This window comes from Alishewanella tabrizica (assembly GCF_014652375.1).
GTDB lineage: Bacteria > Pseudomonadota > Gammaproteobacteria > Enterobacterales > Alteromonadaceae > Alishewanella > Alishewanella tabrizica.
In genome coordinates, this window is record NZ_BMYR01000008.1 from 1 (window position 1) to 23,387 (window position 23,387).

The window sequence follows — 23,387 nt, forward strand, 5'->3', positions numbered from 1 at the left end:
TCCCGCTATCTCTAGTTGTAGAGTATGCGAAAAGTTAACAAGGCAAGTCAGCATCGCACCTTCGGTGCTGGACTCGCTAACGCTCGCCGCTGCGGGCGTCGTTATAACCCATGGAGGCTTAAGTGAAAAATCTGGCAATCGGTATGATTATTGGAGTTTTATTGAGCGCGGCGATGTTTTACCCTCTGCTAAAGTTCGAACAAAAGAATAAATTTGATTTTGGCCAATATCATGGTTTTTTAGACGGGCAGTGGAGTGCAATAGAGTCATTAGAGCCGTTTTTAGGTCAAGTTCCTCCCGAAACGAAAGTGGAAGTGTTGTTCTCAGTTAAAACGTCCGATATTGTTGTTTATGAAGAAAATGGTGTAAAAGTCATCGGGCTTCGGAAGTAGATGGCTTATAACAAGGCCAGCCACAGCGACGTCTTTTTCGTTGCGGCTTCGCCTCCACTACAAAGCCGCGCTTGCTGGCGGCGTTGGGGTATACAATGCGAACATTTTTTAACCACTTTATTTCTTTGCTTTTATGCTCAATAGCACCGGTTTTATTATGTCTGATTTACGGCTTAGTTCTTTCTGTTGGTTCATCAAACTGGATACGAGTTTTCGGTGAGTTATACATATTAGCCTTTTTTGTATTTATTTTTTCTGCAATGCATACGTTTCTCTTAGGTCTACCGACATATTTCTTGGTTCGTCGTATTTTACCGTTCAATTATTTAGTGTCTGCCTTTTCTGGATTCGTCGTTGGGATCATACCGGTTGCGATTTATGCATGGCCGTTGTCAAGCAGTGGGTCATCTACTATAAATGGAACACCTACAATAATTAATGGTATACCGACAATCGCTGGTTGGATATCTTATGGTCAGGGTGTCTTAGCCTTTGGTGTACTGGGTATTAGTGGCGCGATTACTTACAAGTATTTATTAACTAGGCTTCAGAGCACTGACAATGCGCTAAACGCAGACGCCAAAAACGACGCTGGTTAGCTTGGCGTTAGCCTTCAAAACAAGGATGGTTGCTATGACAAGATTTTCTTTGATCTTAATTTCTTTTTTATTAAGCAGCTGTGCGAGTGTCCCACTTGGAACAATGCTCGAATTTCGTTCATTTGGTAAAGACGACTTTGTAAACATTGTGCCTCAGGATCTTAGGGCGAAAATACAGGTTGATGAGCCTGTGCGAGCAAATGTAGAGAGTGCGGAATTAGCTCTTGAACTAGCCACTGAAAAAGGCATAAGAGAATTTAAGTTTCCGTTGCTTTTGCTTCGCCAAGAACAAATTGCACCGGTGGGCGGTTTTTTCTCAAATTCAGCAGGAAAGACTGAGTACACTCTAAAACTCTCAGATGAAGCGGTAAAAAACTTTATAGCAACCCAACACATTATTCAGGATGAAAAATCCGGCAAATTGAATTTTTCAGTTACAACCGGTTTTGAGCAGTTTCCAAGTGAGATTACTGAAATAGGGTTGTCAGTATTTTTAAAGCTATCAGAAGAAAAAGGCTTTGTTACCTTATTTGACGATGCAAAGTTAGCGGTTAAGCATGAAGGCTAGCAAAGCCAGCCAAGGCGACTGTTCTGCGCTGCGGCTTCGCCTCCACTACAAAGCCGCGCTTGCTGGCGGCGTTAGCAAGGATCGTTATGCGAAAGTTTCTTTTAATATCAGTGATTTTTCTTACATCCTCTTTGAAGGTTTTAGCAACAGAATTTGATTGTAAAAACATTAATTCTGCTCAAGAAATCACTGATAATTTTGAACGAACCAGTAATTGGAAAAAATTTCACAAGCCCAAGGAATATGCCTTAATAGGCGAGTTTCCTGCTGAGTACATAAATCAATTTTATTACCAGCCTGGAGAGCCGCATTTGGAAGATAAAATAATTTCAGATTTTGACGAAAGCCTTGCTAATGAAGCTGGTGTCAAAATTGCTATCAGGGTGAGGTACTTAGGCCATGATAAGAATGAGAATCGTGCATTAGTTTCAGAGTATGTCATTCCGGGATTTTATTTTGAAGTAGCTGAAGGAATAATCGCGGGCTCAGATCGTGGAGAATTTGGAGGAGATCTTTTTTTCATAGATCGTAATAAAAAAGTCTTAAAGCTAGCTGATATTAATGTTCAAGATATCTTCAAATTTGGCAGTAGTTATGTAGTTGTTTCAGGGCTTGATCATCTCGGGTTTGAGTACGGTAAGCTGCATTTACTCAATTTTTCAGAAGGGAAGCCAATATTTGAGTTATTTTTTAACCTGACAGGCTCACCAAAAAAATTAATCAGAATTAATAGTGATAGCCTACTTTTGAAATTTAGACGTAACAGCTACTTGTTTAATATCAAAGGAATTTTATCTAGAGTAGCCTGTGAGTAAACGCTAACAAACAAATTTTATCGCCAGAAAAGAGCGCTGGCTGCAACGTCAACCCGCGGTGCGGTTTTCCGCGCTAAATTTAGGCATTATATGAGAAGATTATGAGATTATCTTTTGTTGCCCTTTTTTTGTTTCTTAGTATGCCCATTTTGGCTGAGGATACTCCAAACTCAATTTTAGACTCATTGTTGGGTAAGTGTATTAATGAAAGCTCAAGGGCTTGTGAGTCAGTTTTAGTTGGAGACATAGAAAAGAAACAGGTCATTTTAAGTATACTCAACGTAATGAGGAGTAGTATTGTCTTTGAGAAGCTGTTCATTGAAACGTACGGAAAGCAAAAATATGCAGAACTCATTGATACCTATAGCCTTACAATTACACCAATAAAAAGCTCAGATTATTACCTTCAAGCTACAAGCGAAAACAGAGCCACTTTCCAAGGCCCCGACAATACTGTTCTTTCAATTTTAAATACTGGAAAAGGTTGGGTAATCGACCTTGAAAACACCAGTTTCTCAGGGGTTGGTGAACCCTCTAATAGCGCTATGTTAGAGTTTTTTAAGTTGATTGAGCGAACACACTCTCACTTAATACACCTTATAAAGCATAATTCTCCAGAAAATGACGTATTCAAAAAAGGAGGCTTGTTTTATTTGGCATCCATTTATTCGCTTGTGACAGAGCACCAAAAGCGCGAATTTGACAGCATATTTAAAAAATATGACGCTGATATCGACTCTTTGAAAAAAGAAATTCTTACAGACGTAAATAACTAAAACACATAGAAGAACTTGCTCGCGTTTGTGGCGGGCATTATAACTTTGGACGGTTAAGTTTATGAACCAACAAAAATCTGAAAAGCTCAAAGCTGTGATTCAAAAAGGTAAATGGTCATATGTTTTAAAGCACGGCGTGCTTGGCTGGGGAGTACTAACAGCAATTCTCTGGTCAGCGATCATGCATTTTATAGGCAGCATACCTTTTACCGAAAGTATATTTCTTGCTCTGGTGTTGTTCTCAATTGGTGGCGTATTTTGGGGGTTATGCATGTGGTTTTTCATAAACCGTGAATTCAGTAAGTTAGAACAAGATTAGTTATACAACAAGCAAATATTATCGGCGGTGATAGATGCTCGCTCAACGCAGTACAGCTGATCCCCTGTGTGTTTTGTGTTTTGTGTTGGCGTTAAAGGAGTTTTAATTGAGCAATCGAATTATGGATTTTATTGAGAAATCTAATAAGGTATTACTGTTTTTCGCAGCAATAATGGTGATTATTTTGGTTGGCAAAGATGTCCTTAGAGACATTATTCGTAAAGACTATTCACCGCCAACCGTACAGGTTATAAAAAGCGATGACGCACAAGCTATAGAACATAATGTTAAGCTTGAAAAACAGTATGTTGGTTTAATTAAAGATGTGCATATTTTTGAAATCACTTCAGATAGCGTGATCCAAGAGCAACCGTATAGTTCTAGCGCCGAAAGAATAGTTATCTCATCTGGTTTCGGTTTGAGTGAAAATGCCGTAAATCTAATGTTCACAAAGATTGGTGAGCAACGAAAGTTATTATTTGAAAAAATGCATTAATAGTGGAATTTTCACCTAGCCGTGAGAAACAAACTCAATACGAAAAAATGCTTAGTAAAAACATATACTCAGTAGCTAAATACGATTCCAATAATGATGGTTTTTTAAATCAGCACGATCAAAAAGAATTGTTAATTTCGGAATATGACGGCTCAAATTTGATGTCTGTTATGAATGATATTAGGGGCTATAAAGTTGTCGATAACGACATTGTTTTAATTTACAGTGGATCAGAACTAGATACATCGTATTTTATTTTTAACGTTAAAACAGGCGCACTTCAAAAGTTGGATACGGCGTGGTAGCTAACCAGCTTAGCGACCAAGGACGCTGCGCAGCCTTGGTTTAAATCGCTGCTCTGCACACTAGCGGCAACTACGAGCTTAAGGCAGTTTAAAATAGGGGGTTTTAAACTGGTAAACAATCACGTCATTTCTGGTCTGACACATGAGCTAATCATTGGAATTAGGTTATCAGTGGTTATGACGTTTCCCGAAGAAACTGGCTTTTGCCTAATTTGATAAGATAAAGTTAGCTGTTAAGCATAAACGCTAGGAATTCTCATCATAAATATCTATTCGTTTTGCTTTTTTAAATAATTGACTGTTATACATTTTCTGCGTTAAGGCGTAATCAATGAGAAAAACATGGAATTTTGAAGTGAAGGGCCATTCTATTAAAGTGGTTAATACATGGTTTCATGGCGCTAAGCTTTATGTCGATGGTGAATTCCGAGATCACGACGACAGTTACTTTGCGTTTGGTGGTGAAGTGATGCTTTCTGCTAATTTAGGTGATTTGGGTGTAATAGAGATTGAGCCAAGAGCTTTTTTTACGGTTGAAATTGATGTATTCCTTACAAAAGAGGGTAATCGCCAACCCGTATTCAGTTCAAGAAATCGATTATCGTTGAGCCAACAGAGAGAGAGCCGTTAAAAACGCTGTACAGATAAATTTTATTTCACGTAACCTGCTCTGCAACTGTTACATAAAATACGCATGCCCAAGTGATGATATTATTTACGCCACAGGCGTGCGTTTAAATTGATCAGATGCTGTTCTTATATACCAAGGTAGCTAACGCTTAACGCGTGGCTGCTTTGGGCTGTAATTGAGCTCATCGATAAGCGTGCTTAACATACTCGAGCGCTTGCTATCGGCGGCCTGTAGGAGGTAGACCGGCTGATAACAACACATGAAAGCAACACCCTTCTATCTCACTCAGCAAAATTTCTAAAGCCTAAAACGAAATAACTTACTGTTACTGCCTGTCATGCCACTGCATGATAAGTCTTAACCACGTTTTAGATTAATCACGCTAGCACCGCATTGCATCATTTTTCGTTATTAACGGGTTGCTTTCTGCGCCGTGGTGCTGTGTATATTTTTAGCCTGCGGGTAAGGGAGATATAGATTATGGTACACACGCGAAGACGTTTTCTTATGGGTATGGGCGCGCTTGCTGGAGTGGCTTTACCTGTTATAGGGCAAGCTACTACCACTAAACCTGCTACACCTAACGCTACTGCGGAACACGCAGCCCCCCCCCAGCCTAAGACGTTAAATGCCGATGCCATGGCGGCGATAGGGCTGTTACACAGTGTGTATTTTTGGCTAAAAAACCCAGATTCAGCTGCCGATAAAGCCAGCTTAATTGCTGGGTTACAACGTTTGTCTGCGATCCCCAGTGTACGAAGTTTACAAATTGGTGTGCCAGCATCAACCGAGCAGCGGGATGTGGTTGATAATAGTTTTCAGGTGTCAGAATTAATGATGTTTGATGATGTTGCGGGACAAAATGCCTATCAGGTGCATCCGTTACATCAGCAGTTTGTTGCAGAGTGTGCACATCTATGGCAACGGGTTGTGGTGTTCGACTCACAATTGGTATAACGCTCGCTTTAGCACTTCCGGCTTAGCGGTTGTGCTGCCAACTTGGCCGCTATTTCCGATCATTTTGCGCTGGCGGGTTCGGTAAATCCCGCAGCAATAGCATGATGATCTTCTGGTAATAAGGCCGAAATCCCAACTAACTCAATGCCTTCTGCGGCTAACTGCGGCAAACGTTGCTTTAAAAACCTGTAGGTTTCTGGATAAGGATGACCAATCGCAATGGCCGTTTGATGTTGCCGAGCAATCTGCAGTAATTGCTGGAACTGTTTTTCGATGGCGGCTTGGTTTTGCTGATTATCTAAAAAAATATGCCGAGCTAAAAAAGTCACATTGCGCTGCTGCGCATAGTGTTTTGCTGTGCTTTGCGGTGTTGTTAAGCTATCAACAAAAAATAAGTGTCGCTGGCTTAGGTATTCCATGGTCCAGTCCATGGGATGGTCTAATGCGGTAAATAAACTGCCCATGTGGTTATTCATGCCAATGGCAAAGGGGATATCAGAGAGGGCCTGTTGCAGCGTGCTGTGTATTTGTTGCCGCGACATATGCTGGGTTAGCGCACCTGGGCCTAAGGCATTTTGCGCAGTGGCCTCCATTGGCATATGTAAAATAACATCGTTTTGCTGATTGTAGGCTATTTCGGCGGCTTGTTTGCCATAAGGCGTATGAGGCAACACGGCATAGGTAATTGCATAGGGTAGCGCAACCATGCGTAAATCTGATTTTTGATACCCGATATCATCAATAATAATGGCGATACGGGGCGTAGCAACCGTGATGGCGCTAAACAGCGTTAAGACTAAGAACCAACAAAAACGAACAAGCACAACCAGGCTTTCCTATACATAAATTCTAACGGAGATGCACAACACCCTGTGAGGTGCGCAAACCCATTGCAGTGTTATTAAATGATGCTAAGGCCGATTTAGCCAAAGCAGCGGGTTTACGGCTTCGCCTTTTTCGCGAATTTCAAAATACAAGCCGGGATCGGCTTGGCCACCACTGGCGCCTACAAGCGCAATGGCTTCGCCCGCGTTAATGCGATCGCCAGGCTGTTTTAACAGTGTTTGATTGTGGCCATACAACGACATAAAGCCTGCACCATGGTCTAACACAATAACCCAGCCATAGCCTTTGAGCCAATCGGCGTAGATCACTCGGCCATCAGCAATGGCTTGTACATTGGCGCCATTTATACCTTGGATCAGGATCCCACGTGAGGCATTGGCGCCTTGTCGGCTTTGTCCAAAACGTTGCAGCAAGCTGCCTTTGAGTGGCCAAGGAAATTTACCCTTGCCAGCGCCTAACCCTGCCATATCCTTGCTAAGTTCAGCTAAGCGGCGTAACTCGTTAATGGTGTCTTGCAAGCTGCTCTCATTTTGTCGCAAATAGGTAAGCTGATTCCCTTGCTTGGCCAACAGTGCTTGCAATTCACTTATCGACTCTTGCTGGCTGGCTCTGGCTTGTGTGAGTTGCTGTTGTTGTTGTTCTAATGCATTTAGCTCACGCGTGATCAGGTTTTGTTGAGCGGCGAGTTTGGCTACCACTTGTTCTAAGTCTTGTACGGTTTGGTTTATCGTGGCTAGCTGCTGCATGCGCGCTTGATTAAAGTACTGGTAGTATGTGAGTACACGCTCTAGCTTGCCGGTATCTTGTTGGTTTAAGAGCAGGCGCGAGTAATCATGCTGCCCCATGCTGTAGGCACTTTTTAACTGCGCAGCTAGCAGCGTTTGTTGCTCAGTAAGCTGTTGTTGTAATTGTTTTTGCTGCGTATCTAGCCGTGTACTTTCTTGTTCTAACTGTTGTTTGCGTAATGTCGTTTGGCGCACCTTTAAGGCGGCTTCAGCTAAGGCTTTATCGGCTTGTTGCAGTGTTTTTTCGGCTTGTTGTAATTGCCGGCGTTGCTGCCGCAATTGTTGTTCGGTTTGCTTAATTTCTTGTTGTACCTGTTGCAGTTCTTTTTCTGCACCCGGTTTTTGTTGTGCGTGCGCTGGCAATTGCCACACAAAGCAAAACACCAGTGCACAAAAACACCGGTGTAAGCATAGACTTGTGGCGCGTCGTAAAGGCATTAAGCGAGTTGCATCAACACTTTGCCACTCATTTCGGCAGGTTTGGGTAAGCCTAATAAATGCAGCATGGTTGGGGCGATATCACTTAAAATACCGCCTTCTACTACTGAGGCTGCCCGCCCTACATAAATTAAGGGCACTGGGCCGCTGGTATGTGCCGTATGCGCTTGGCCTGATTCAGGATCTTGCATCATCTCGGCATTACCATGATCGGCCGTGATTAAACATTCGCCGCCAACCTCTTTTAAGGCAGTAACTACGCGGCCAATACAGTGATCAACGGCTTCAACGGCTTTAATGGCAGCACTCATGATCCCGGTATGGCCAACCATGTCGCCATTAGGATAATTACAAATGATGACATCGTATGTGCCACTGTGAATGGCGTCTACAAGCTTATCCGTGAGCTCAGCCGAGTTCATTTCTGGCTGGAGATCGTAGGTGGCCACTTGCGGTGAAGGGATTAAAATACGCTCTTCACCTGCAAATACGTCTTCACGCCCCCCTGAAAAGAAGAAGGTGACGTGCGCATATTTTTCGGTTTCAGAAATGCGTAATTGGGTTTTGTTATGTTTTGCTAACCATTCACCTAACACGTTATTTAAGCTTTCTGGCGGATAAGCGCAAGGTGCCTGAATGTCGGCAGCGTACTCGGTCAGCATAACAAAACGGCTTAAGTGTGGTGTGGCTTCACGGCTAAAACCGTTAAACGCCGGATCAACAAAGGCGCGGGTAAACTGACGGGCGCGATCGGCTCTAAAATTCATAAAAATGAGCGCATCGCCATCTTGCATGCTAACAGGTACGCCCGCGGGGCTGAGAATGGCTGAGGCTTTTACAAACTCGTCGTTTTCATCACGCGCATAAGCCGCTTCAAGCGCGTCGCTGGCGCGGGTGAACTGGTAAAACCCTTTACCTTGGGTAAGAAGATCATAGGCTTGCTGTACACGATCCCAGCGCTTGTCACGGTCCATGGCAAAATACCGGCCAATAATTGACGCAATTTGGCCACTGCCACTTTGGGCAAAATGGTTTTCAAGTCGGCTAATGGCGTCTGCTGCACTGCGTGGTGGCGTGTCGCGACCATCTAAAAAGGCGTGTACATAAATCTGGGTGGCACCCTGTTGCTCGGCTAATTTCACCATGGCTAAGATATGATCTTCGTGGCTATGCACCCCACCTGGCGATAGCAAGCCCATAATATGCACTGCTTTTTGCTTCGACACCGCCAGTTGCACGGCATCAACCAATACCGGATTAGTGAAAAAATCGCCATCGGCTATGGCTTTGGTAATACGGGTAAAATCTTGATATACCACGCGGCCCGAGCCAAGATTAACATGGCCAACTTCGGAGTTGCCCATTTGACCATCGGGTAAGCCTACATCTAAGCCAGAGCCAGAAATTAAACTGTGTGGATACTGTTGCCAGAGGCTATCCATAACGGGCGTATTGGCTTGAGCGATCGCATTATTTTCACGTTGTTCGCGGTAGCCCCAGCCGTCAAGAATCAGTAACACCAAGGGTTTTTTCGGTTGGCTCATAACATCTCCATAAGCAAATCTGTGCACAAGAAACTGCTGAAAAGAATAAGATGTGTATCTTACCGTTTTTTTGATATTTCTCCAGTAATCATTCGCATTTGAGGCCGGTGTGTTGCTAAACGGGCGACGGAGGGTGTGCATTTTTTTAGCTGTAGAATTAGCTTAAAATCGGTATACTCAGCGCTGTTTTTAATTAGCAACCTAAAGAAAAGTGAAGTTATGAACCAATTTATCGAATTTATTGGCAATCACCCTTTATTAAGTGGCATTTGGGCGTTGTTGTTGGTGTTGATTGTTGTGAGTTGGTTAAAGTCGATGTTTTCGTCTATTAAAGCCATTTCACCCACACAATTAACGTTATTAGTTAATCGCGAAAATGCAACGGTTGTGGATATTCGCAACGATACAGAGTACCGCAAAGGACATATTACCGATGCGGTTAACCTAACGCAGGGCGATATTGATAACCAAAAATTGGCAGGCCTTGAAAAGCAAAAAGATGCGCCCATTATTGTAGTATGTCAGGCGGGTATGAGTGCTTCTAAAGCGGCCGCGTCTTTGGCTAAACTAGGCTTTACAAAAGTCTCAATATTACAGGGTGGCATGGGTTCATGGACCGGTGCTAGCCTGCCAGTGGTTAAATCAAAGAGGTAATAATGGCAGAAGTCACTATTTACACCAAAGCGTATTGTCCTTATTGTGTGCGTGCTATCGGTTTGCTGCGCGATAAAAAAGTGGCTTACGAAGAAATTCGGATCGATCTGCAGCCAGAGCGTCGTGATGAGATGATTGCTCGAGCAGGTGGCCGTACTACGGTGCCCCAGGTTTTTGTAAACAACCAACATTTGGGCGGTTGCGACGATATTGTTGCCTTAGATGCTGCAGGCAAACTAGACCCGTTATTACAATCATAATTACACGTATAACATTAGAATAGGATTTATCATGGCCGAACAACAAGCAAGCGGCGTAGCAGTGGATCAGGCTGCGCAGGGTTTACAATTCGCAATTCAGCGTATTTTTGTAAAAGATATTTCATTCGAAGCGCCAAATGCCCCGGCTATCTTTCGTAAAGAATGGAAACCAGAAGTAAAATTAGACTTAGATACTCGCAGCGACAAAATTGAAGATAACGTATATCAGGTAATTTTATCGTTAACGGTAACCACTACCGTTGGTGACGAAACCGCCTTTTTATGCGAAGTGCAACAGGCCGGTATTTTCTCTATTGGTCAATTAGAAGAAACGCAAATGGCTCATATGTTGGCGTCATTCTGCCCGAATATTCTTTTCCCGTATGCGCGTGAAGCCGTTTCTAACTTAGTTAACCGTGGTACCTTCCCACAGTTAAATTTAGCACCTGTTAACTTTGATGCGTTGTTTGCTCAATATTTACAGCAGCGTCAGGGCGAAACTCAGCAGCTGAATGCGTAAATGTTGCAGCCATCTGCAATAACCGTGCTTGGCGCAGGCTCTTATGGCACTGCGCTAGCCATTTGCCTTGCACGCAATGGCAATACCATTACCCTTTGGGGCCGTAACAGTGCCGAAATAGCGCTGATGCAGCAGCAAGGGGTTAATCAGAAGTATTTACCTGACACGGTGTTGCCACCAAGCTTACAGCTTACCGATTCGTTATCCGATGCCATTGCCAGTAGTAGCGATATTCTGGTGGTTGTGCCCAGCCATGCCTTTGCAGAAACCTTGCAAGCGATAAAACCGCTATTGCCTACGCAGGCAAGAGTGGCATGGGCAACTAAGGGTTTAGAACCCGAAACGGGTCGTTTACTGCAAGATGTAGCAAGAGAGGTGTTAGGTGATGCCATTTCGTTAGCGGTATTATCGGGCCCCACGTTTGCAAAAGAAATGGCGGCGGGCTTGCCCACGGCCATTTCGTTATCTTCGACGGATGCGGCATTTATTTCGCGTTTGTCCGATTTGTTGCATTGTGCCAAAACGTTTCGGGTGTATACCAACACCGACTTTATTGGTGTGCAATTAGGTGGGGCGGTAAAAAACGTGATTGCAATTGGCGCGGGCATGGCCGATGGCGTGGGGTTTGGTGCCAATGCGCGCACCGCCCTGATTACGCGTGGTTTAGCCGAAATGAGCCGGTTAGGCTTGGCGCTGGGTGCTCAAAAGGATACCTTTATGGGCATGGCGGGCTTAGGTGATCTGGTATTAACCTGCACCGATAACCAATCGCGCAATCGCCGTTTTGGGTTGTTATTGGGACAAGGTAAAGCGGTAGACGACGCTATGCAGACCATTGGTCAAGTAGTGGAAGGGTATCGTAATGCCAAAGAAGTGTTTAATTTAGCGCAGCGAGTGGGTGTTGAAATGCCGATCACTGAGCAAATTTATAACGTGTTGTACCAAGGTAAAAATGTCAAACTTGCAGCGCTAGATTTGCTGGGCCGCGAGCGTAAAGACGAAATCAGCTAGCAATCAGCTTACAACTAGCAGCTTACAACTAGCTCACATTGCCGCTTGTTTTTATGTTAGCAAAATGGCGGTGTTTACACCGCCATTTTTGTTTATGTTGCCTTTTTATTCTGGAACTTCTGTTGATGCAGGTATTGTTGTTCGTATAGTGGTAGTGCGTTTACTGGTTGGCGGCTTTAACATTGAGCAAGCTATTTTCATGCAGCAATAATTGCCCAATTTCATCAGCAGGAACTGCGCGGCTAAAACGATGGCCTTGTTGCGCATCACATCCCATTACATGCAGTAAATACGCCTGCATTTCAGTTTCGATATTGGCCGCAGTAACTTCTAACTCTAGGTAACCCGCTAAACGAATCAAGGTGGCGCAAATATTGCGCTGTTGCTCTTGCTGCTCAATATATTTAATGAGCGCAGGGGCTAACTTAATGCCATGCAAAGGTTGCTGTTTGAGTTGGGTAAAAGACGATACTCCTTCGCCAAAATTATCTAATATCAGCTTAAAGCCTAGACGATCTAAACTATGCATCCGTTCGCGTAGCCAGATGGTGGGCTGTGAGAATATGGATTCTGATAACTCTAGCTCAAAATGCGTGGCACTGATTTCAGCATCTTCCAGCGTGCTTTGCATAAAGGTAATAAAATCGGGTTGCTCAAATTGTTGGCTTGAAATATTCAGCGATAATCTGCCCCGCATTAAACCGGTTTGTAACCAGTATTTAACTTGCTGACAGGCTTTACGAAACACCAATCGGTCTAAACTGATCACTAAGCCTGTGTCGTGAAGTAGCGGCATAAAAGTCGGTGGCGGTAACATGCCCCGGCGTGGGCTTGGCCAGCGCAACAAGGCTTCAAAACCGATAATGCGGTTGCTGCTTATGCTAAACTTAGGTTGATAATATAGTTCAAAATCACCTTGCGCGGCGCTGCGATACAGTTCGGCTTCCATCGCCAAATAATCGGGTGAGTTTTGTTGGCTGGCGCTATCAGCAAAACATAATCTGTTTTGCCCCAGCGTAGTGGCTTTACGCGCGGCTTTTTCGGCGCTTTTAATCAGAGACTCTGCATCTTGACCGTCGTTCGGGCTGATACTCACCCCTAAACCGATGTCAATGCCCGCAAAAATCTGCTCATCAGCAGGATTGTCAAAACTGGCTAAAATTTTGTGCGCCAGTTGATTCAAATAAATGGTACTGTTTTCGTCGCATAAATGTGGCGGGATCAGCAAGGTAAAGCTGTCAGCTTGATAACGTGCCAGTAATAACTTTTGCGGTAGTGCTGCTTGAATTCGCGTCGCAATTTCACCAATCTGTTGTGCGTAGCTGATTTGCTCAGTAAGTGGGTAATCATGCTGTGCAGGCGAAAGCTTAATGTAAAACACTGCAACGGCAGGGAAATAATCGTTACAGCTCTGTAAGACCATCGTCAGGTGTTCTTCAAACAGACGTTTGTTTGGGAGCTGAGTGTCTTTGTCAGTGATATCGTGCTGCAGGTGTTGTTCGTTTTGGCGGCGCAAAGTACTTACGTTTTGGCCATAAAGTAACACAACAGGCGGGCGCAATTTGTCAGGCTGTAGCATTTGCAAGCTTAATTGTAATGCCTCGGCGTGTTGTTCGCTGACTAACCAAGCTTCTCCTTGCCATTTGCCTTCTGTACGAAGCTGCTGCTTGATGTCATTATCTAAGGGCTCTTTGCCCTGGGCATCGGCATACAACGATAATGGGCCTGATACGGTGGTACTGTCTGCATTTTTTAAAATACGTTTGAGGGTACTGCTGCCATTTTGAAAACTGAGATTCCGATCCAGTAAGGCGATAATACCAGGCGTGTCAGTAAGCAGTTGGTTAAAACTGGTACGCAGCCTCTCCAGTTTTACACCACGACGCGTTAGGGTATGTAATGAGAGTAAAAAAGCGAGCACCAAAAGGCAAAGTACTACTGAGAGCAATAATAAAGCGCCCTCTAAAAACGCATTGCTTTCTGCCATTACAGGTAAAGAAAGCGTACTTAGCGCTAGTAGCACAGAGGTAGCGCAAACTAAAATTTTTTGTCGGGCCATTACGAAACTATCCACAAAACTGTCCTTGATGAATTTCTGACCAATATTGACTATAGATGCTTTTTCGCATTAGGCATAGCTGAAGAATTAAATTATTTGCTATTCTTGCGCCCTGTAGCCCATACACCTTATTACAATGCTGTAAAATAGCAAGTTAAGCGCACTTTTGCATGATGCTTATTTAAGCACTCATAGTACATATTTATTAGGTATTACTAAAGGTTTTTCTGATGTTTCATGTTGCTTTGTTTGAACCGCGCATTGCGCCTAATACGGGAAATATTATCCGGTTGGTGGCCAATAATGGTTGTCAGTTACATATAATTGAGCCTATGGGCTTTGATTTTGAAGAGAAAAAGCTACGTCGTGCCGGTTTAGATTATCATGATCTTGCCCGGGTTACCCGCTACGCAAATTATGCAGAGTTTGCCCAAGCAATGCAGGGCCGCCGGATTTTCGCGGTGACCACAAAAGGCAAGGCATTTTATCATCAGGTGCAGTATCAAGCCGGTGATGTCCTGTTGTTTGGTTCTGAAACCTCGGGATTACCCGACAGTGTGCGCGACAGTTTGCCGGCTGAGCAAAAAATTCGGGTGCCGATGCAACCCGATGCCCGCAGTTTAAATTTGGCTAATAGCGTGGCGATTGTCAGCTATGAAGCGTGGCGTCAGTTGGGTTATCACGGCGGTATCTAATAAGCTATTGCTGCGCGGCGATAAACTGATTAATCGCCGTGAAGGCTTGCTGGCGCACAGTGTCGTGCTCCATCAATATTTCGTGCTTAGCCGTGGCAAGTTGAACTAGGTTTTTGGGTAACGCGCTCGGTAATTGCGTAAACCACTGTTGCTGCGCGTTATTCGCTACAACGCTATCGTCGGCGGCTTGTAGCAATAATACCGGTGTAACGCAGTGTGCGGCGTGTAACCGAAGTTGGCGCATCGCCTGTATCGCTTGCTCTAACCAGTGCACGGTAACGCCCCCTAACTGTAATTGCGGTTCGGTTTGATAACACTGCCGCAAGGCCTGATAGCGCGCGATACTACTGGTGAGCTCATTTTGCGCAAAAGGTTTATCTCGATAGGCATGTTGCCGCGGAAAATAGCGAAACTCGGTGGGCGCTAAACGGCGTATTACCCGGCAATACAACAGTGCCGCGGGTTCTGCCAGTTGGCGTGGTATTGCGCCGGTATAAATACCGAACATCGGCGAACACAGTACCGCAGCGCTAAAAAAACGATGCCAATTTTGCCAACGCGGTAACGTGATTAACGCTGCCCCGATAGCCGCGCCCATGGAATGCGCAAGCAACAAATGTTGTTGATAGCCTTGCGGCTTCACTATATCGCGCAAAAACGTATTAAGATCTTGCTGATAATCGGCAAAATCTGCGACATAGCCAAGTTGTGCGTCTGGGAGCATCCGTCCCGATCGCCCTTGTCCCCGATGATCTAAAATAAAAACGCTATAACCTGCTTGGCTAAGTTCATAGATCACTTCGGTATACTTAATCGCGGTTTCTATACGGCCACTGCTAATCACCCAGGCGTGTTTTGCGCCAGGGGTAGGGCAGTAAGTGTAATGAATAGGCACCCCCGCAGCGCCAATAAATTCACCATGTTGCAGCGTTCGCCAAAATGGCAAGAGTACCTGTGACCAGTGTTCAGCAAGGTGTGGCTCGCTGCTAAGGGGGCGGATTGCCGGAAAATGTAATACAGACATCTGCGTAATATTATCGCTTCTGCGTGCCAAGCTAATAGCATAGGCGTCTAAGTTATATTAAGTGTAACATTGACGAGTAAGCCTCCGCCAGCAGGAAGGCTAGCACTGACCTCGCCTTGGTGTTGGCGAATAATTTGTGCCACGATGGCCAGCCCTAAGCCGGTGCCACCTGTGCTGCTGGTACGGCTATCACTGACCCGGAAAAAAGGTAAAAAGATATTTTTTACTAAATGCGCCGGGATCCCCGGGCCATTATCTTGGATTGTCAGCGACAATTGCTGCCCTTGCACTGTAATGGTGCATTGAATATGGCTGTTGCTGGGGCTGTACTTGATGGCGTTACGCAAGATATTTTCAATAGCGCGGCCCAGTAAGCGACTGTCGGCGTTAAGCCAGACTTGTTCGGGGGCATGCAACGTGATTTGCTGTTGCTTAGCGTCTGCGTCTAATTGATTAATACTGATCACTTCTTCCATTAGCGCCACGATATCACAGGCGTGCCTGTCTAATTGGTATTGGCCAGCGTCTAAGCGGCTGTAGGTAAGCAACTCGTCTAGCATTAAGTCGAGGCGCTCTAGCTCATTTTTTAATCGGGGTAATTGTTGTAAATCTTGTTGGCGCTCGGTCAGGCCTATCGCTAATTGGGCTCTGGCGAGCGGAGAGCGCAGTTCATGAGAGATGTCACGTATTAAACGCTGCTGATTTTGTAACAAGGCACTAATTTGCTCGGCCATGGTATTGAAACTACGTCCTAATTGGCCTAGTTCATCTTTGCGTCGGGCTAATTTGGGAACGCGGCTGTCTAACTGGCCTGCTGCAAACTGTAAATTGTGTTGTACCAGTTCGCGCAGTGGGCGTGAGATCGAAATCGCCAAAATAAAACTGGCAGCGGCCGAGGTAAGTAAAAGCAGTAAAATTAAAATAGGCTCAGACAAACTGCTTAAGCGCCACCAAGGTTGCGCTGGCCGTTGGCGCACTTGGTATAATGCCACTTGTTCGCCTGCTACATTTAGCAGAAACGGCCCAGCTAAATGGGTATTATTATGCCGTAGCAAACGCGGGCGATTTAACTGATTCAGTTCAATCAGCCAGTTATAGTTAAAATTACGGGGTAACACATTAGGTGTTAATAGCGTGTTTTCTGCCACGTCGATCACGACCCAGCGCGTGTCGGTTTGCTGGCTAAGCTTTTGCAATAAACGGGGTAATGAAGGCTGTCGACTCAAGCGATTGACGTCTTGTTGAATTTGCCCTACCACTTGCGGTGGTAAGCGCCGTATATCAGTTTCTTCCATCAATTGGCGGCTTAATAGCAGGGTTAAGGTAACGGTAAGCAATAACACCAACCAGAACCAGATAAAAATACGGCCTGCTAAGGAATTAACTGGATTAAGCCAATGCAGTGTCATGCATCTGTTCCATTTAGAAATAAGTAGCCACTGCCGCGCAATGTTTGAATTTTTTCGATGACACTGTGTTGGGCTAATTTTTTCCGAATATTGCTGATGTGCATATCTAAGCTGCGATCGTACAGCTGTAAACGCCGTCCTAGTACGCTTTTACTTAATTCTTCTTTGCTGAGCACTTCGCCAGCACGGCGCATTAATTGCTCAAGTAATTGAAATTCAGTTGCTGTTAGCGTTATGGGATGACCATTACAGCTTACTTGGCGGTTTTGCGTGTTTAGGGCAACTTCGTTTAATACCAGTAAATGTGTGGTTTGTGGCGGCTCTTGTTGTGATAATTCAACACGCCGTAATATTGCTTTAATGCGGGCAACCAACTCGCGTGGGTTAAAGGGTTTTGCTAAGTAATCATCAGCGCCCAGTTCTAACCCTAAGATACGATCAATATCATCGCCACGTGCTGTTAACATCAATACGGGGCAGTATGCACCCGCACGCAAAGCTTTTAGTACTGATAAGCCATCACGTTTTGGCAGCATAACATCTAGCAAAATTAAATCGGCTTGCCCAAGGCTGGCTTGGGTAAGCCCGACTTCACCATCATGTACCGCTTTAAAGGTAAAACCATCCAAGGCCAAGTATTCGGCAACGAGTTGGCAAAGTTCGATATCGTCATCGATCATTAAAATAGTGGGCGCGGCTTTCGGGGCTGTCGACATACTGAGGCTTCCGTAATGCGATGTTACAGTGTGCAGTTTACGCTGTAGTATTTTGACTGTCAGGCTCTTTACGGAATCTTTACGTGTTCTTTGCGTTGCTTTGCATTGGCTGCGCTAAGCTGTCATGGTCAACAAAGCGGAGAGCAGATGATGAACGTAAAAACAGTATTAATGACCCTAAGTACTTTATTCATGTTAAATGGACCCGCCATAGCGGATGAGGTTAACCCTGTTGTCGCAGAGCAGCGTCAGGGCCAAGCACAGGGCAAAAAGCATGGGCCTGCCAACATGTATCACAAGGCGTTTCGCCAGTTAGATTTGAGCGCCGCGCAGCAGGCTGAGATCACCGCGCTGTTAGAAGCACATCGGCAAGCGCAACCTGCACGACAACGTGATGCTGAAGGACGCGCGGCATGGCAAGCGTTAATGGATGCGCCGCAATTTGATGCCACCAGTGCCCGAGAGCTGTTAACACAGCGCCAATCGAAGCAACTGGAACGTCAGCTTCAGCGTTTACAATTAGATCATCAAATTAGACAAGTGCTAACCGACGAGCAGCGACAGCAGTGGGATAGTAAACGGGCACAGCGTGGCGAACGCATGAAAGAGCGTCGCCGGATGAAAACAGAACAACGTGCGGCGAGTTAAGCGAGGCGCGCAACGCCTCTTTCTACAAGATGGGCTGCGTGATCAGCTTTGTGATCAGCTAGGTGATCGCAAAGCTGATGCGCCCTAGTCAACTCCGAGTTCCTTCAGTTTACGGGTTAAGGTATTGCGGCCCCAACCGAGTTTGCGGGCCGCTTCTTGTTTATGCCCATGGGTATAACGCAATGCTTGCTCTAACACGACTTTTTCAAACGCCGGAGCCGCTTCAGCGAGGATGTTATCTTCACCTGCTGCCAAGCGCTCATTTACCCATTGTGCCAGTAAGCTTTGCCAGTCGCCGTTAAATCCTTCTGGAGAAACTGCCTGTATAACCTTACTGGGTTGTGATAGCTCAGGAGGCATGTCTGCTACCACAATGTGTTTACCACTGGCCATCACCGTCAGCCAACGGCAGGTGTTTTCGAGTTGTCTCACGTTACCGGGCCATTCAAGCTGAGTAAGAAATTGCTCGGCTTCTTTACTTAACGTTTTTGCTTCAACATTCAGTTCGGTGGCGGCCTGCACTAAAAAGTGACGGGCCAGTTTGGCGATATCCTGTCGACGATCTTTTAGGGTAGGTAAATGCACACGAATAACATTTAAGCGATGGAATAAATCTTCTCGAAACTTGCCTTCCTGCGCTAATTTTTCAAGATTTTGATGGGTGGCGGCAATAATGCGGACATCTACGCTAACCGCCTGATGACCACCAACCCGATAAAACTGGCCATCTGCTAACACCCGCAGTAAGCGTGTTTGCACATCAAGTGGCATGTCGCCAATTTCATCCAAGAACAAGGTTCCGCCATCCGCTTGTTCAAAGCGCCCTTTACGTAAGGTATTGGCACCGGTAAAGGCGCCTTTTTCATGACCAAACAATTCAGATTCAATCAAATCTTTGGGTATAGCTGCCATATTCAGGGCAATGAAGGGTTGTTCTGATCGTGGGCTATGTTTATGTAAGGCACGGGCAACCAATTCTTTGCCAGTACCCGATTGACCGTTAATCAGTACACTGATACTGGAACGCGCTAAGCGCCCAATAGCACGAAACACCTCTTGCATGGCAGGGGCTTCACCAATGATTTCCGGATTCAGAGCTTGCGGTACCGGCTGATGTTTGGCTAAACGGTTTTTACTGTGTTCAAGGGCGCGGCTGATTAATGCCACCGCGTCGTTGACATCAAAGGGTTTAGGTAGGTATTCAAATGCGCCGCGTTTAAAAGCGTTAACCGCGCTGTCGAGATCAGAATGCGCGGTCATAATGATCACCGGTAAATCGGGGCTTAATTGCTGTAGCTTAGACAGCAATACCATACCATCGGTACCCGGCATACGAATGTCTGACACCACGACAGCAGGTTGCTCGTAATCTAGCCGTTGAAGCATGAGATCGGCAGAGGCGAAACTTTCGCATTGAATATCGGCGCGAGAAAGGGCCTTTTCCAGCACCCAGCGAATAGAATTGTCGTCGTCAATTATCCAAACACATTGGTTCATAGTTAATCCTCACAGTCGGAAATTGGCAGATAAATCATAAAGGCGGTATGACCCGGCCAGCTTTCACAATCGATCCAACCGCGTTGTTGGTGTATTAAGGTTTGCGCAATCGAGAGCCCTAACCCTGTACCGCCTGCTTTGCCGCTGACCATGGGATAAAATAAGGTGTCTCGGATCGCCGAAGGGATCCCGGGGCCGTTGTCGATCACTTTTATACAGGCCACCAATTTATATCGTTTACCATGCAAGGTGTGTTGATGCAAAATGCGGCTTTGTAAACACACCTGTCCGCCATCCGTTAACGCTTGTTGCGCGTTACGCACAATATTTAGTAGCGCTTGTTCAAGCAGTTCGGGATCAAATAAAAAGTCGGGTATGCTGGGATCGTAATCACGTTGAAAATAAACTTGCGCTGGATTATCCATTTTAGCTAATTGCAGCACTTGTTCTGCCACTTGATGCAAATTGCACAAGGCTAATTGTGGCGGACGATAAGGGCCAAGCAGCCGATCAACCAAATTTCGTAAGCGATCGGCTTGGGCTATAATTAATTGGGTATATTCTTTTTGTTCTTCGTCTAGCGACTCTTCTAACAGTTGCGCGGCACCACGTAATCCGCCTAGTGGGTTTTTTATTTCATGGGCAAGGCCGCGTATCAGCTCGCGTGCGGCCAGATGCTGATGTTGTTGTAAGCTTTCCATGCTAATTTTGCGCTGTTGATCAACCTGACGCAGCTCAAGCAGTAGTTGCGCTGGCGCGTGTTCGACCACCACGGTAACAGCAATATCTAATAATAAGTGGCGGCCATCGGCTAAGACGGCCTGCACATCGCTGACGCTAAAGGCTTGACGACTTTGCAGCGCATTGTGTAAATGCGAGGCCTTTAAATCTAAATGTTGAAATAAACCGGGAAAATATTGCTGGCTTAACCGTTTTTCACCCAACCCAAGCACGGCGCAACTGGCCGTATTAAAATAACTTATCTGCAATTGCTGGTTCAGTAACAATACTGCAGTAGTAAGTTGGTCAACTAACGTGTGGGCAACAGGGTGCTGCAACATAAAACTCCTCACGCACCAATTTGGTGCTTAACGAGGAGAGTCTAGCGCGGGTTAGGCTAGATTTCACTTGTAATGCACTAATTTGGTGAAATTAAACTGGCTCTATGTAAATAGAAGAGAGTTACAGGACTTGTTGCAATTAGCTTGCCGTTTTGATCAATTAATTCTAATTGCAGAGTATGCTCGCCGCGATCGACATCGCGTAACACAAAGATCGCGCTGTTTTGCGGCTCGCCATAGACTGCGCCGTTAAACAGTAATCTTACGCGAAAGCCACGTTGAAAACGCGGGCTAATACTGCCTGAAATATACACTGAGCCCGTGTTATCTCGCACGGTGCCTTTATGCTCGGGTTGGTCGATGCTAACTTTATACGTGGGTGCAGGTTCAGGTTTTTTTTCTGGAAAACGGACAGGAGAAGAATCCATGATATTAGGACGCGAGGTTAAGCTGACTTCTTCGGCCCCTGTTGATGGGCTGTCGGAAAAGACCAAAACACCATTGGCGTCTCGGCTAACATAAATTTTTTTATCCTGCGCTCCAGCAGGGGCTTGCGACACAATACAGGTCAACAGGGCCAATAGCAGCGTTAGCCGTTTCATCAGCTGTGCAATCCTTTTAATTTATTACGCTGAAATCATATATGTAACTTTAGCTTGAAATTATTAACTTTCCTACAAAAAATTTCCAATCAAATCGTACTGCTTGTTTTAGTAAAAAAGTACTATTACCGAAAAAGTACCTGCTATCGAAAATAACAAACGCAGGCAATTGCCTGCGTTTGTTAATGAGTATAAGTAGGTTAACACAGAGCACGGCGTATGCCGTGCTTGTTGCGGAACAACGGGATCAACCCGCCTGTGTTACTTTAATATACACTTTTAGCTTATACACTGTAATACAGTTCGAACTCTAATGGGTGCACGGCCATTGACACTTTACGTGCTTCAGCACGTTTAATGGCAATATAGGCATCGATCATTTCGTCTGACATTACGCCGCCTTTGGTGAAGATAGCACGGTTTTTCTCAAGCTCATTTAAGGCTTCATCTAACGATGTTGCAACTTGTGGGATACCTGCTGCTTCTTCAGCGGGTAAATCGTACAAATCTTTGTCCATCGCGTCGCCTGGGTGGATCTTGTTTTGAATACCATCTAAACCGGCCATTAACTGTGCAGTAAAGGCTAAGTATGGGTTAGCTGCTGGATCCGGGAAACGACATTCGATACGGCGTGCTTTCGCGCTAGGTACCAATGGAATACGGATTGATGCAGAACGGTTACGCGCTGAGTAAGCTAACATAACAGGTGCTTCAAAGTGAGGCACTAAACGCTTGTACGAGTTGGTAGACGGGTTAGTAAAGGCATTGATTGCCTTCGCATGTTTGATGATACCGCCGATGTAATATAAAGCGATTTCAGATAAACCGGCATATTTGTCGCCAGCAAACAGGTTAACGCCATCTTTAGCTAACGATTGGTGACAGTGCATACCTGAACCGTTATCACCTACTAAAGGTTTTGGCATAAAGGTAACCGTTTTACCATACATGTGCGCTACGTTGTGGATCACGTATTTTAATTGCTGCACTTCGTCTGCTTTTTTCGTCAGGGTGTTAAAGCGTGTAGCAATTTCGTTCTGACCGGCAGTCGCTACTTCATGGTGGTGAGCTTCTACTACTTGACCCATTTCTTCTAACACCATACACATGGCGCTACGAATATCATGGCCTGAATCTACTGGTGGTAATGGGAAGTAACCGCCTTTAACTCCAGGACGGTGGCCTTTGTTACCATCTTCGTACGCTGTACCAGAGTTCCACGCTGCTTCGGTAGAATTTAATTTGAAGAATGAGCCTGACATGTCTGTGTGGAAACGCACATCGTCAAACATAAAGAATTCTGGCTCGGGGCCAAACAATACGGTGTCGGCAATACCTGTAGACTTTAAGTACTCTTCAGCGCGTTTGGCAATAGAACGTGGATCGCGATCGTAACCTTGCATGGTGCTTGGCTCGATAACGTCACAGGTAATGTTTAAAGTCGTTTCTTCGAAGAACGGATCTAACACCGCGCTGCTTGGATCGGGCAATAAAATCATGTCTGAATCGTTGATGCCTTTCCAGCCAGTAATAGAAGAGCCATCGAACATTTTGCCGTCTTCAAAAGTGTCTTCTGAAATTTGGCTAACCGGTACACTTACGTGTTGTTCTTTACCTTTAGTATCAGTAAAACGCAGATCAACAAACTTTACATCGTTTTCTTTAATTAGTTTAAGAACGTTTTCAACAGACATGCAATCCTCCAAGTGACCTAATTTGAGCATTTAATAGGTGGTTGCCCTGTTAAATGCCAGATATGT

Annotated in this window: 27 protein-coding genes; 16 read left to right on the forward strand and 11 right to left on the reverse strand. The window is 45.1% G+C overall.

Annotated elements, in window-relative coordinates; all coding sequences use genetic code 11:
• Positions 1 to 122: 122 nt before the first annotated feature.
• The 10 genes from IE070_RS10055 (at position 123) to IE070_RS10095 (ending at position 5,858) form a co-directional block, all read left to right on the forward strand.
• Positions 123 to 392, forward strand: coding sequence for a hypothetical protein (locus IE070_RS10055; RefSeq protein WP_189483062.1), 270 nt, complete (start codon positions 123 to 125; stop codon positions 390 to 392).
• 95 nt (positions 393 to 487) lie between these two features.
• Complete coding sequence (locus IE070_RS10060) at positions 488 to 991, forward strand: hypothetical protein (RefSeq protein ID WP_189483064.1); 504 nt, start codon at positions 488 to 490, stop codon at positions 989 to 991.
• A 34-nt stretch (positions 992 to 1,025) separates the two neighbouring features.
• Entirely contained in the window at positions 1,026 to 1,559 is a 534-nt protein-coding gene (locus tag IE070_RS10065) for a hypothetical protein (RefSeq protein WP_189483066.1), read from the forward strand.
• An 86-nt stretch (positions 1,560 to 1,645) separates the two neighbouring features.
• Positions 1,646 to 2,374: a hypothetical protein gene (locus IE070_RS10070; protein WP_189483068.1), complete on the forward strand. Its 729-nt coding sequence runs from the start codon at positions 1,646 to 1,648 to the stop codon at positions 2,372 to 2,374.
• Between the two features lie 101 nt (positions 2,375 to 2,475).
• Complete coding sequence (locus IE070_RS10075) at positions 2,476 to 3,150, forward strand: hypothetical protein (protein ID WP_189483070.1); 675 nt, start codon at positions 2,476 to 2,478, stop codon at positions 3,148 to 3,150.
• A 61-nt stretch (positions 3,151 to 3,211) separates the two neighbouring features.
• Entirely contained in the window at positions 3,212 to 3,469 is a 258-nt protein-coding gene (locus tag IE070_RS10080; protein WP_189483071.1) for a hypothetical protein, read from the forward strand.
• Between the two features lie 106 nt (positions 3,470 to 3,575).
• Positions 3,576 to 3,965 (forward strand): hypothetical protein, encoded by a 390-nt coding sequence (locus IE070_RS16640; protein ID WP_229797020.1) that lies wholly within the window; start codon positions 3,576 to 3,578, stop codon positions 3,963 to 3,965.
• Positions 3,966 to 3,967: 2 nt separating this feature from the next.
• Positions 3,968 to 4,270, forward strand: a complete 303-nt coding sequence (locus tag IE070_RS16645) for a hypothetical protein (RefSeq protein ID WP_229797021.1) — start codon at positions 3,968 to 3,970, stop codon at positions 4,268 to 4,270.
• 331 nt (positions 4,271 to 4,601) lie between these two features.
• Positions 4,602 to 4,901: a hypothetical protein gene (locus tag IE070_RS10090; RefSeq protein WP_189483072.1), complete on the forward strand. Its 300-nt coding sequence runs from the start codon at positions 4,602 to 4,604 to the stop codon at positions 4,899 to 4,901.
• A gap of 480 nt (positions 4,902 to 5,381) precedes the next feature.
• Complete coding sequence (locus IE070_RS10095) at positions 5,382 to 5,858, forward strand: Dabb family protein (RefSeq protein ID WP_189483073.1); 477 nt, start codon at positions 5,382 to 5,384, stop codon at positions 5,856 to 5,858.
• 59 nt (positions 5,859 to 5,917) lie between these two features.
• Here IE070_RS10095 and IE070_RS10100 read toward each other — a convergent pair whose 3' ends face one another.
• The 3 genes from IE070_RS10100 to gpmM form a co-directional block, all read right to left on the reverse strand.
• Positions 5,918 to 6,682: a divergent polysaccharide deacetylase family protein gene (locus IE070_RS10100; protein WP_189483074.1), complete on the reverse strand. Its 765-nt coding sequence runs from the start codon at positions 6,680 to 6,682 to the stop codon at positions 5,918 to 5,920.
• Positions 6,683 to 6,769: 87 nt separating this feature from the next.
• Entirely contained in the window at positions 6,770 to 7,861 is a 1,092-nt protein-coding gene (locus IE070_RS10105; RefSeq protein ID WP_229797022.1) for a murein hydrolase activator EnvC family protein, read from the reverse strand.
• Between the two features lie 65 nt (positions 7,862 to 7,926).
• A complete protein-coding gene (gene gpmM / locus IE070_RS10110; RefSeq protein WP_189483076.1) occupies positions 7,927 to 9,471 on the reverse strand; it encodes a 2,3-bisphosphoglycerate-independent phosphoglycerate mutase in 1,545 nt (514 codons plus the stop codon).
• Between the two features lie 219 nt (positions 9,472 to 9,690).
• On the opposite strand from gpmM, the gene IE070_RS10115 reads away from it, so the two are divergent.
• The 4 genes from IE070_RS10115 to gpsA are packed head-to-tail and all read left to right on the forward strand — an operon-like array spanning position 9,691 to position 11,916.
• Positions 9,691 to 10,125 (forward strand): rhodanese-like domain-containing protein, encoded by a 435-nt coding sequence (locus tag IE070_RS10115; RefSeq protein ID WP_189483077.1) that lies wholly within the window; start codon positions 9,691 to 9,693, stop codon positions 10,123 to 10,125.
• Positions 10,126 to 10,127: 2 nt separating this feature from the next.
• A complete protein-coding gene (grxC, locus tag IE070_RS10120) occupies positions 10,128 to 10,385 on the forward strand; it encodes a glutaredoxin 3 (RefSeq protein WP_189483078.1) in 258 nt (85 codons plus the stop codon).
• 31 nt (positions 10,386 to 10,416) lie between these two features.
• Positions 10,417 to 10,905 carry a protein-export chaperone SecB gene (gene secB, locus IE070_RS10125; RefSeq protein ID WP_189483079.1) on the forward strand — a complete coding sequence of 163 codons (489 nt, stop codon included), beginning with the start codon at positions 10,417 to 10,419 and terminating at the stop codon, positions 10,903 to 10,905.
• Positions 10,906 to 11,916 carry an NAD(P)H-dependent glycerol-3-phosphate dehydrogenase gene (gene gpsA, locus IE070_RS10130; RefSeq protein WP_189483080.1) on the forward strand — a complete coding sequence of 337 codons (1,011 nt, stop codon included), beginning with the start codon at positions 10,906 to 10,908 and terminating at the stop codon, positions 11,914 to 11,916.
• 160 nt (positions 11,917 to 12,076) lie between these two features.
• On the opposite strand, the gene IE070_RS10135 is transcribed toward gpsA, so the two are convergent.
• Positions 12,077 to 13,990: a putative bifunctional diguanylate cyclase/phosphodiesterase gene (locus tag IE070_RS10135; RefSeq protein WP_229797023.1), complete on the reverse strand. Its 1,914-nt coding sequence runs from the start codon at positions 13,988 to 13,990 to the stop codon at positions 12,077 to 12,079.
• Between the two features lie 215 nt (positions 13,991 to 14,205).
• Between IE070_RS10135 and IE070_RS10140 the strand changes: the two genes are divergently transcribed.
• Positions 14,206 to 14,670, forward strand: coding sequence for a tRNA (cytidine(34)-2'-O)-methyltransferase (locus IE070_RS10140; protein ID WP_189483081.1), 465 nt, complete (start codon positions 14,206 to 14,208; stop codon positions 14,668 to 14,670).
• 4 nt (positions 14,671 to 14,674) lie between these two features.
• Here the strand turns inward: IE070_RS10140 and IE070_RS10145 are convergent, their stop codons facing one another.
• Genes IE070_RS10145 through IE070_RS10155 form a run of 3 tightly spaced genes read right to left on the reverse strand, consistent with a single transcriptional unit; the run spans position 14,675 to position 17,819 of the window.
• Positions 14,675 to 15,694: an alpha/beta fold hydrolase gene (locus IE070_RS10145; RefSeq protein WP_189483082.1), complete on the reverse strand. Its 1,020-nt coding sequence runs from the start codon at positions 15,692 to 15,694 to the stop codon at positions 14,675 to 14,677.
• A 47-nt stretch (positions 15,695 to 15,741) separates the two neighbouring features.
• Positions 15,742 to 17,103 carry an ATP-binding protein gene (locus IE070_RS10150; RefSeq protein ID WP_189483083.1) on the reverse strand — a complete coding sequence of 454 codons (1,362 nt, stop codon included), beginning with the start codon at positions 17,101 to 17,103 and terminating at the stop codon, positions 15,742 to 15,744.
• Positions 17,100 to 17,819 (reverse strand): response regulator transcription factor, encoded by a 720-nt coding sequence (locus IE070_RS10155; protein WP_189483084.1) that lies wholly within the window; start codon positions 17,817 to 17,819, stop codon positions 17,100 to 17,102. The genes IE070_RS10150 and IE070_RS10155 overlap by 4 nt, the downstream gene beginning before the upstream one ends.
• A gap of 147 nt (positions 17,820 to 17,966) precedes the next feature.
• Between IE070_RS10155 and IE070_RS10160 the strand changes: the two genes are divergently transcribed.
• Complete coding sequence (locus IE070_RS10160) at positions 17,967 to 18,467, forward strand: Spy/CpxP family protein refolding chaperone (RefSeq protein ID WP_189483085.1); 501 nt, start codon at positions 17,967 to 17,969, stop codon at positions 18,465 to 18,467.
• 84 nt (positions 18,468 to 18,551) lie between these two features.
• On the opposite strand, the gene glnG is transcribed toward IE070_RS10160, so the two are convergent.
• From glnG to glnA, 4 genes are all read right to left on the reverse strand, one after another.
• Complete coding sequence (glnG, locus tag IE070_RS10165) at positions 18,552 to 19,964, reverse strand: nitrogen regulation protein NR(I) (protein WP_189483086.1); 1,413 nt, start codon at positions 19,962 to 19,964, stop codon at positions 18,552 to 18,554.
• Positions 19,965 to 19,966: 2 nt separating this feature from the next.
• Entirely contained in the window at positions 19,967 to 21,025 is a 1,059-nt protein-coding gene (gene glnL / locus IE070_RS10170) for a nitrogen regulation protein NR(II) (protein WP_189483087.1), read from the reverse strand.
• A gap of 77 nt (positions 21,026 to 21,102) precedes the next feature.
• Complete coding sequence (locus tag IE070_RS10175) at positions 21,103 to 21,627, reverse strand: DUF4124 domain-containing protein (protein WP_189483088.1); 525 nt, start codon at positions 21,625 to 21,627, stop codon at positions 21,103 to 21,105.
• A gap of 284 nt (positions 21,628 to 21,911) precedes the next feature.
• Positions 21,912 to 23,321, reverse strand: a complete 1,410-nt coding sequence (gene glnA / locus IE070_RS10180) for a glutamate--ammonia ligase (RefSeq protein ID WP_189483089.1) — start codon at positions 23,319 to 23,321, stop codon at positions 21,912 to 21,914.
• Positions 23,322 to 23,387: the final 66 nt, after the last annotated feature.

Excerpts from the sequence above, each read along its gene's own strand:
- IE070_RS10060 (WP_189483064.1), top strand. The coding sequence starts at position 488 with ATGCGAACATTTTTTAACCACTTTATTTCTTTGCTTTTATGCTCAATA.
- IE070_RS10065 (WP_189483066.1), top strand. The coding sequence starts at position 1,026 with ATGACAAGATTTTCTTTGATCTTAATTTCTTTTTTATTAAGCAGCTGT.
- IE070_RS10070 (WP_189483068.1), top strand. The coding sequence starts at position 1,646 with ATGCGAAAGTTTCTTTTAATATCAGTGATTTTTCTTACATCCTCTTTG.
- IE070_RS10075 (WP_189483070.1), top strand. The coding sequence starts at position 2,476 with ATGAGATTATCTTTTGTTGCCCTTTTTTTGTTTCTTAGTATGCCCATT.
- IE070_RS10080 (WP_189483071.1), top strand. The coding sequence starts at position 3,212 with ATGAACCAACAAAAATCTGAAAAGCTCAAAGCTGTGATTCAAAAAGGT.
- IE070_RS10090 (WP_189483072.1), top strand. The coding sequence starts at position 4,602 with ATGAGAAAAACATGGAATTTTGAAGTGAAGGGCCATTCTATTAAAGTG.
- IE070_RS10095 (WP_189483073.1), top strand. The coding sequence starts at position 5,382 with ATGGTACACACGCGAAGACGTTTTCTTATGGGTATGGGCGCGCTTGCT.
- gpmM (WP_189483076.1), bottom strand. The coding sequence starts at position 9,471 with ATGAGCCAACCGAAAAAACCCTTGGTGTTACTGATTCTTGACGGCTGG.
- IE070_RS10115 (WP_189483077.1), top strand. The coding sequence starts at position 9,691 with ATGAACCAATTTATCGAATTTATTGGCAATCACCCTTTATTAAGTGGC.
- grxC (WP_189483078.1), top strand. The coding sequence starts at position 10,128 with ATGGCAGAAGTCACTATTTACACCAAAGCGTATTGTCCTTATTGTGTG.
- secB (WP_189483079.1), top strand. The coding sequence starts at position 10,417 with ATGGCCGAACAACAAGCAAGCGGCGTAGCAGTGGATCAGGCTGCGCAG.
- gpsA (WP_189483080.1), top strand. The coding sequence starts at position 10,906 with ATGTTGCAGCCATCTGCAATAACCGTGCTTGGCGCAGGCTCTTATGGC.
- IE070_RS10140 (WP_189483081.1), top strand. The coding sequence starts at position 14,206 with ATGTTTCATGTTGCTTTGTTTGAACCGCGCATTGCGCCTAATACGGGA.
- IE070_RS10145 (WP_189483082.1), bottom strand. The coding sequence starts at position 15,694 with ATGTCTGTATTACATTTTCCGGCAATCCGCCCCCTTAGCAGCGAGCCA.
- IE070_RS10150 (WP_189483083.1), bottom strand. The coding sequence starts at position 17,103 with ATGACACTGCATTGGCTTAATCCAGTTAATTCCTTAGCAGGCCGTATT.
- IE070_RS10155 (WP_189483084.1), bottom strand. The coding sequence starts at position 17,819 with ATGTCGACAGCCCCGAAAGCCGCGCCCACTATTTTAATGATCGATGAC.
- IE070_RS10160 (WP_189483085.1), top strand. The coding sequence starts at position 17,967 with ATGATGAACGTAAAAACAGTATTAATGACCCTAAGTACTTTATTCATG.
- glnG (WP_189483086.1), bottom strand. The coding sequence starts at position 19,964 with ATGAACCAATGTGTTTGGATAATTGACGACGACAATTCTATTCGCTGG.
- glnL (WP_189483087.1), bottom strand. The coding sequence starts at position 21,025 with ATGTTGCAGCACCCTGTTGCCCACACGTTAGTTGACCAACTTACTACT.
- IE070_RS10175 (WP_189483088.1), bottom strand. The coding sequence starts at position 21,627 with ATGAAACGGCTAACGCTGCTATTGGCCCTGTTGACCTGTATTGTGTCG.
- glnA (WP_189483089.1), bottom strand. The coding sequence starts at position 23,321 with ATGTCTGTTGAAAACGTTCTTAAACTAATTAAAGAAAACGATGTAAAG.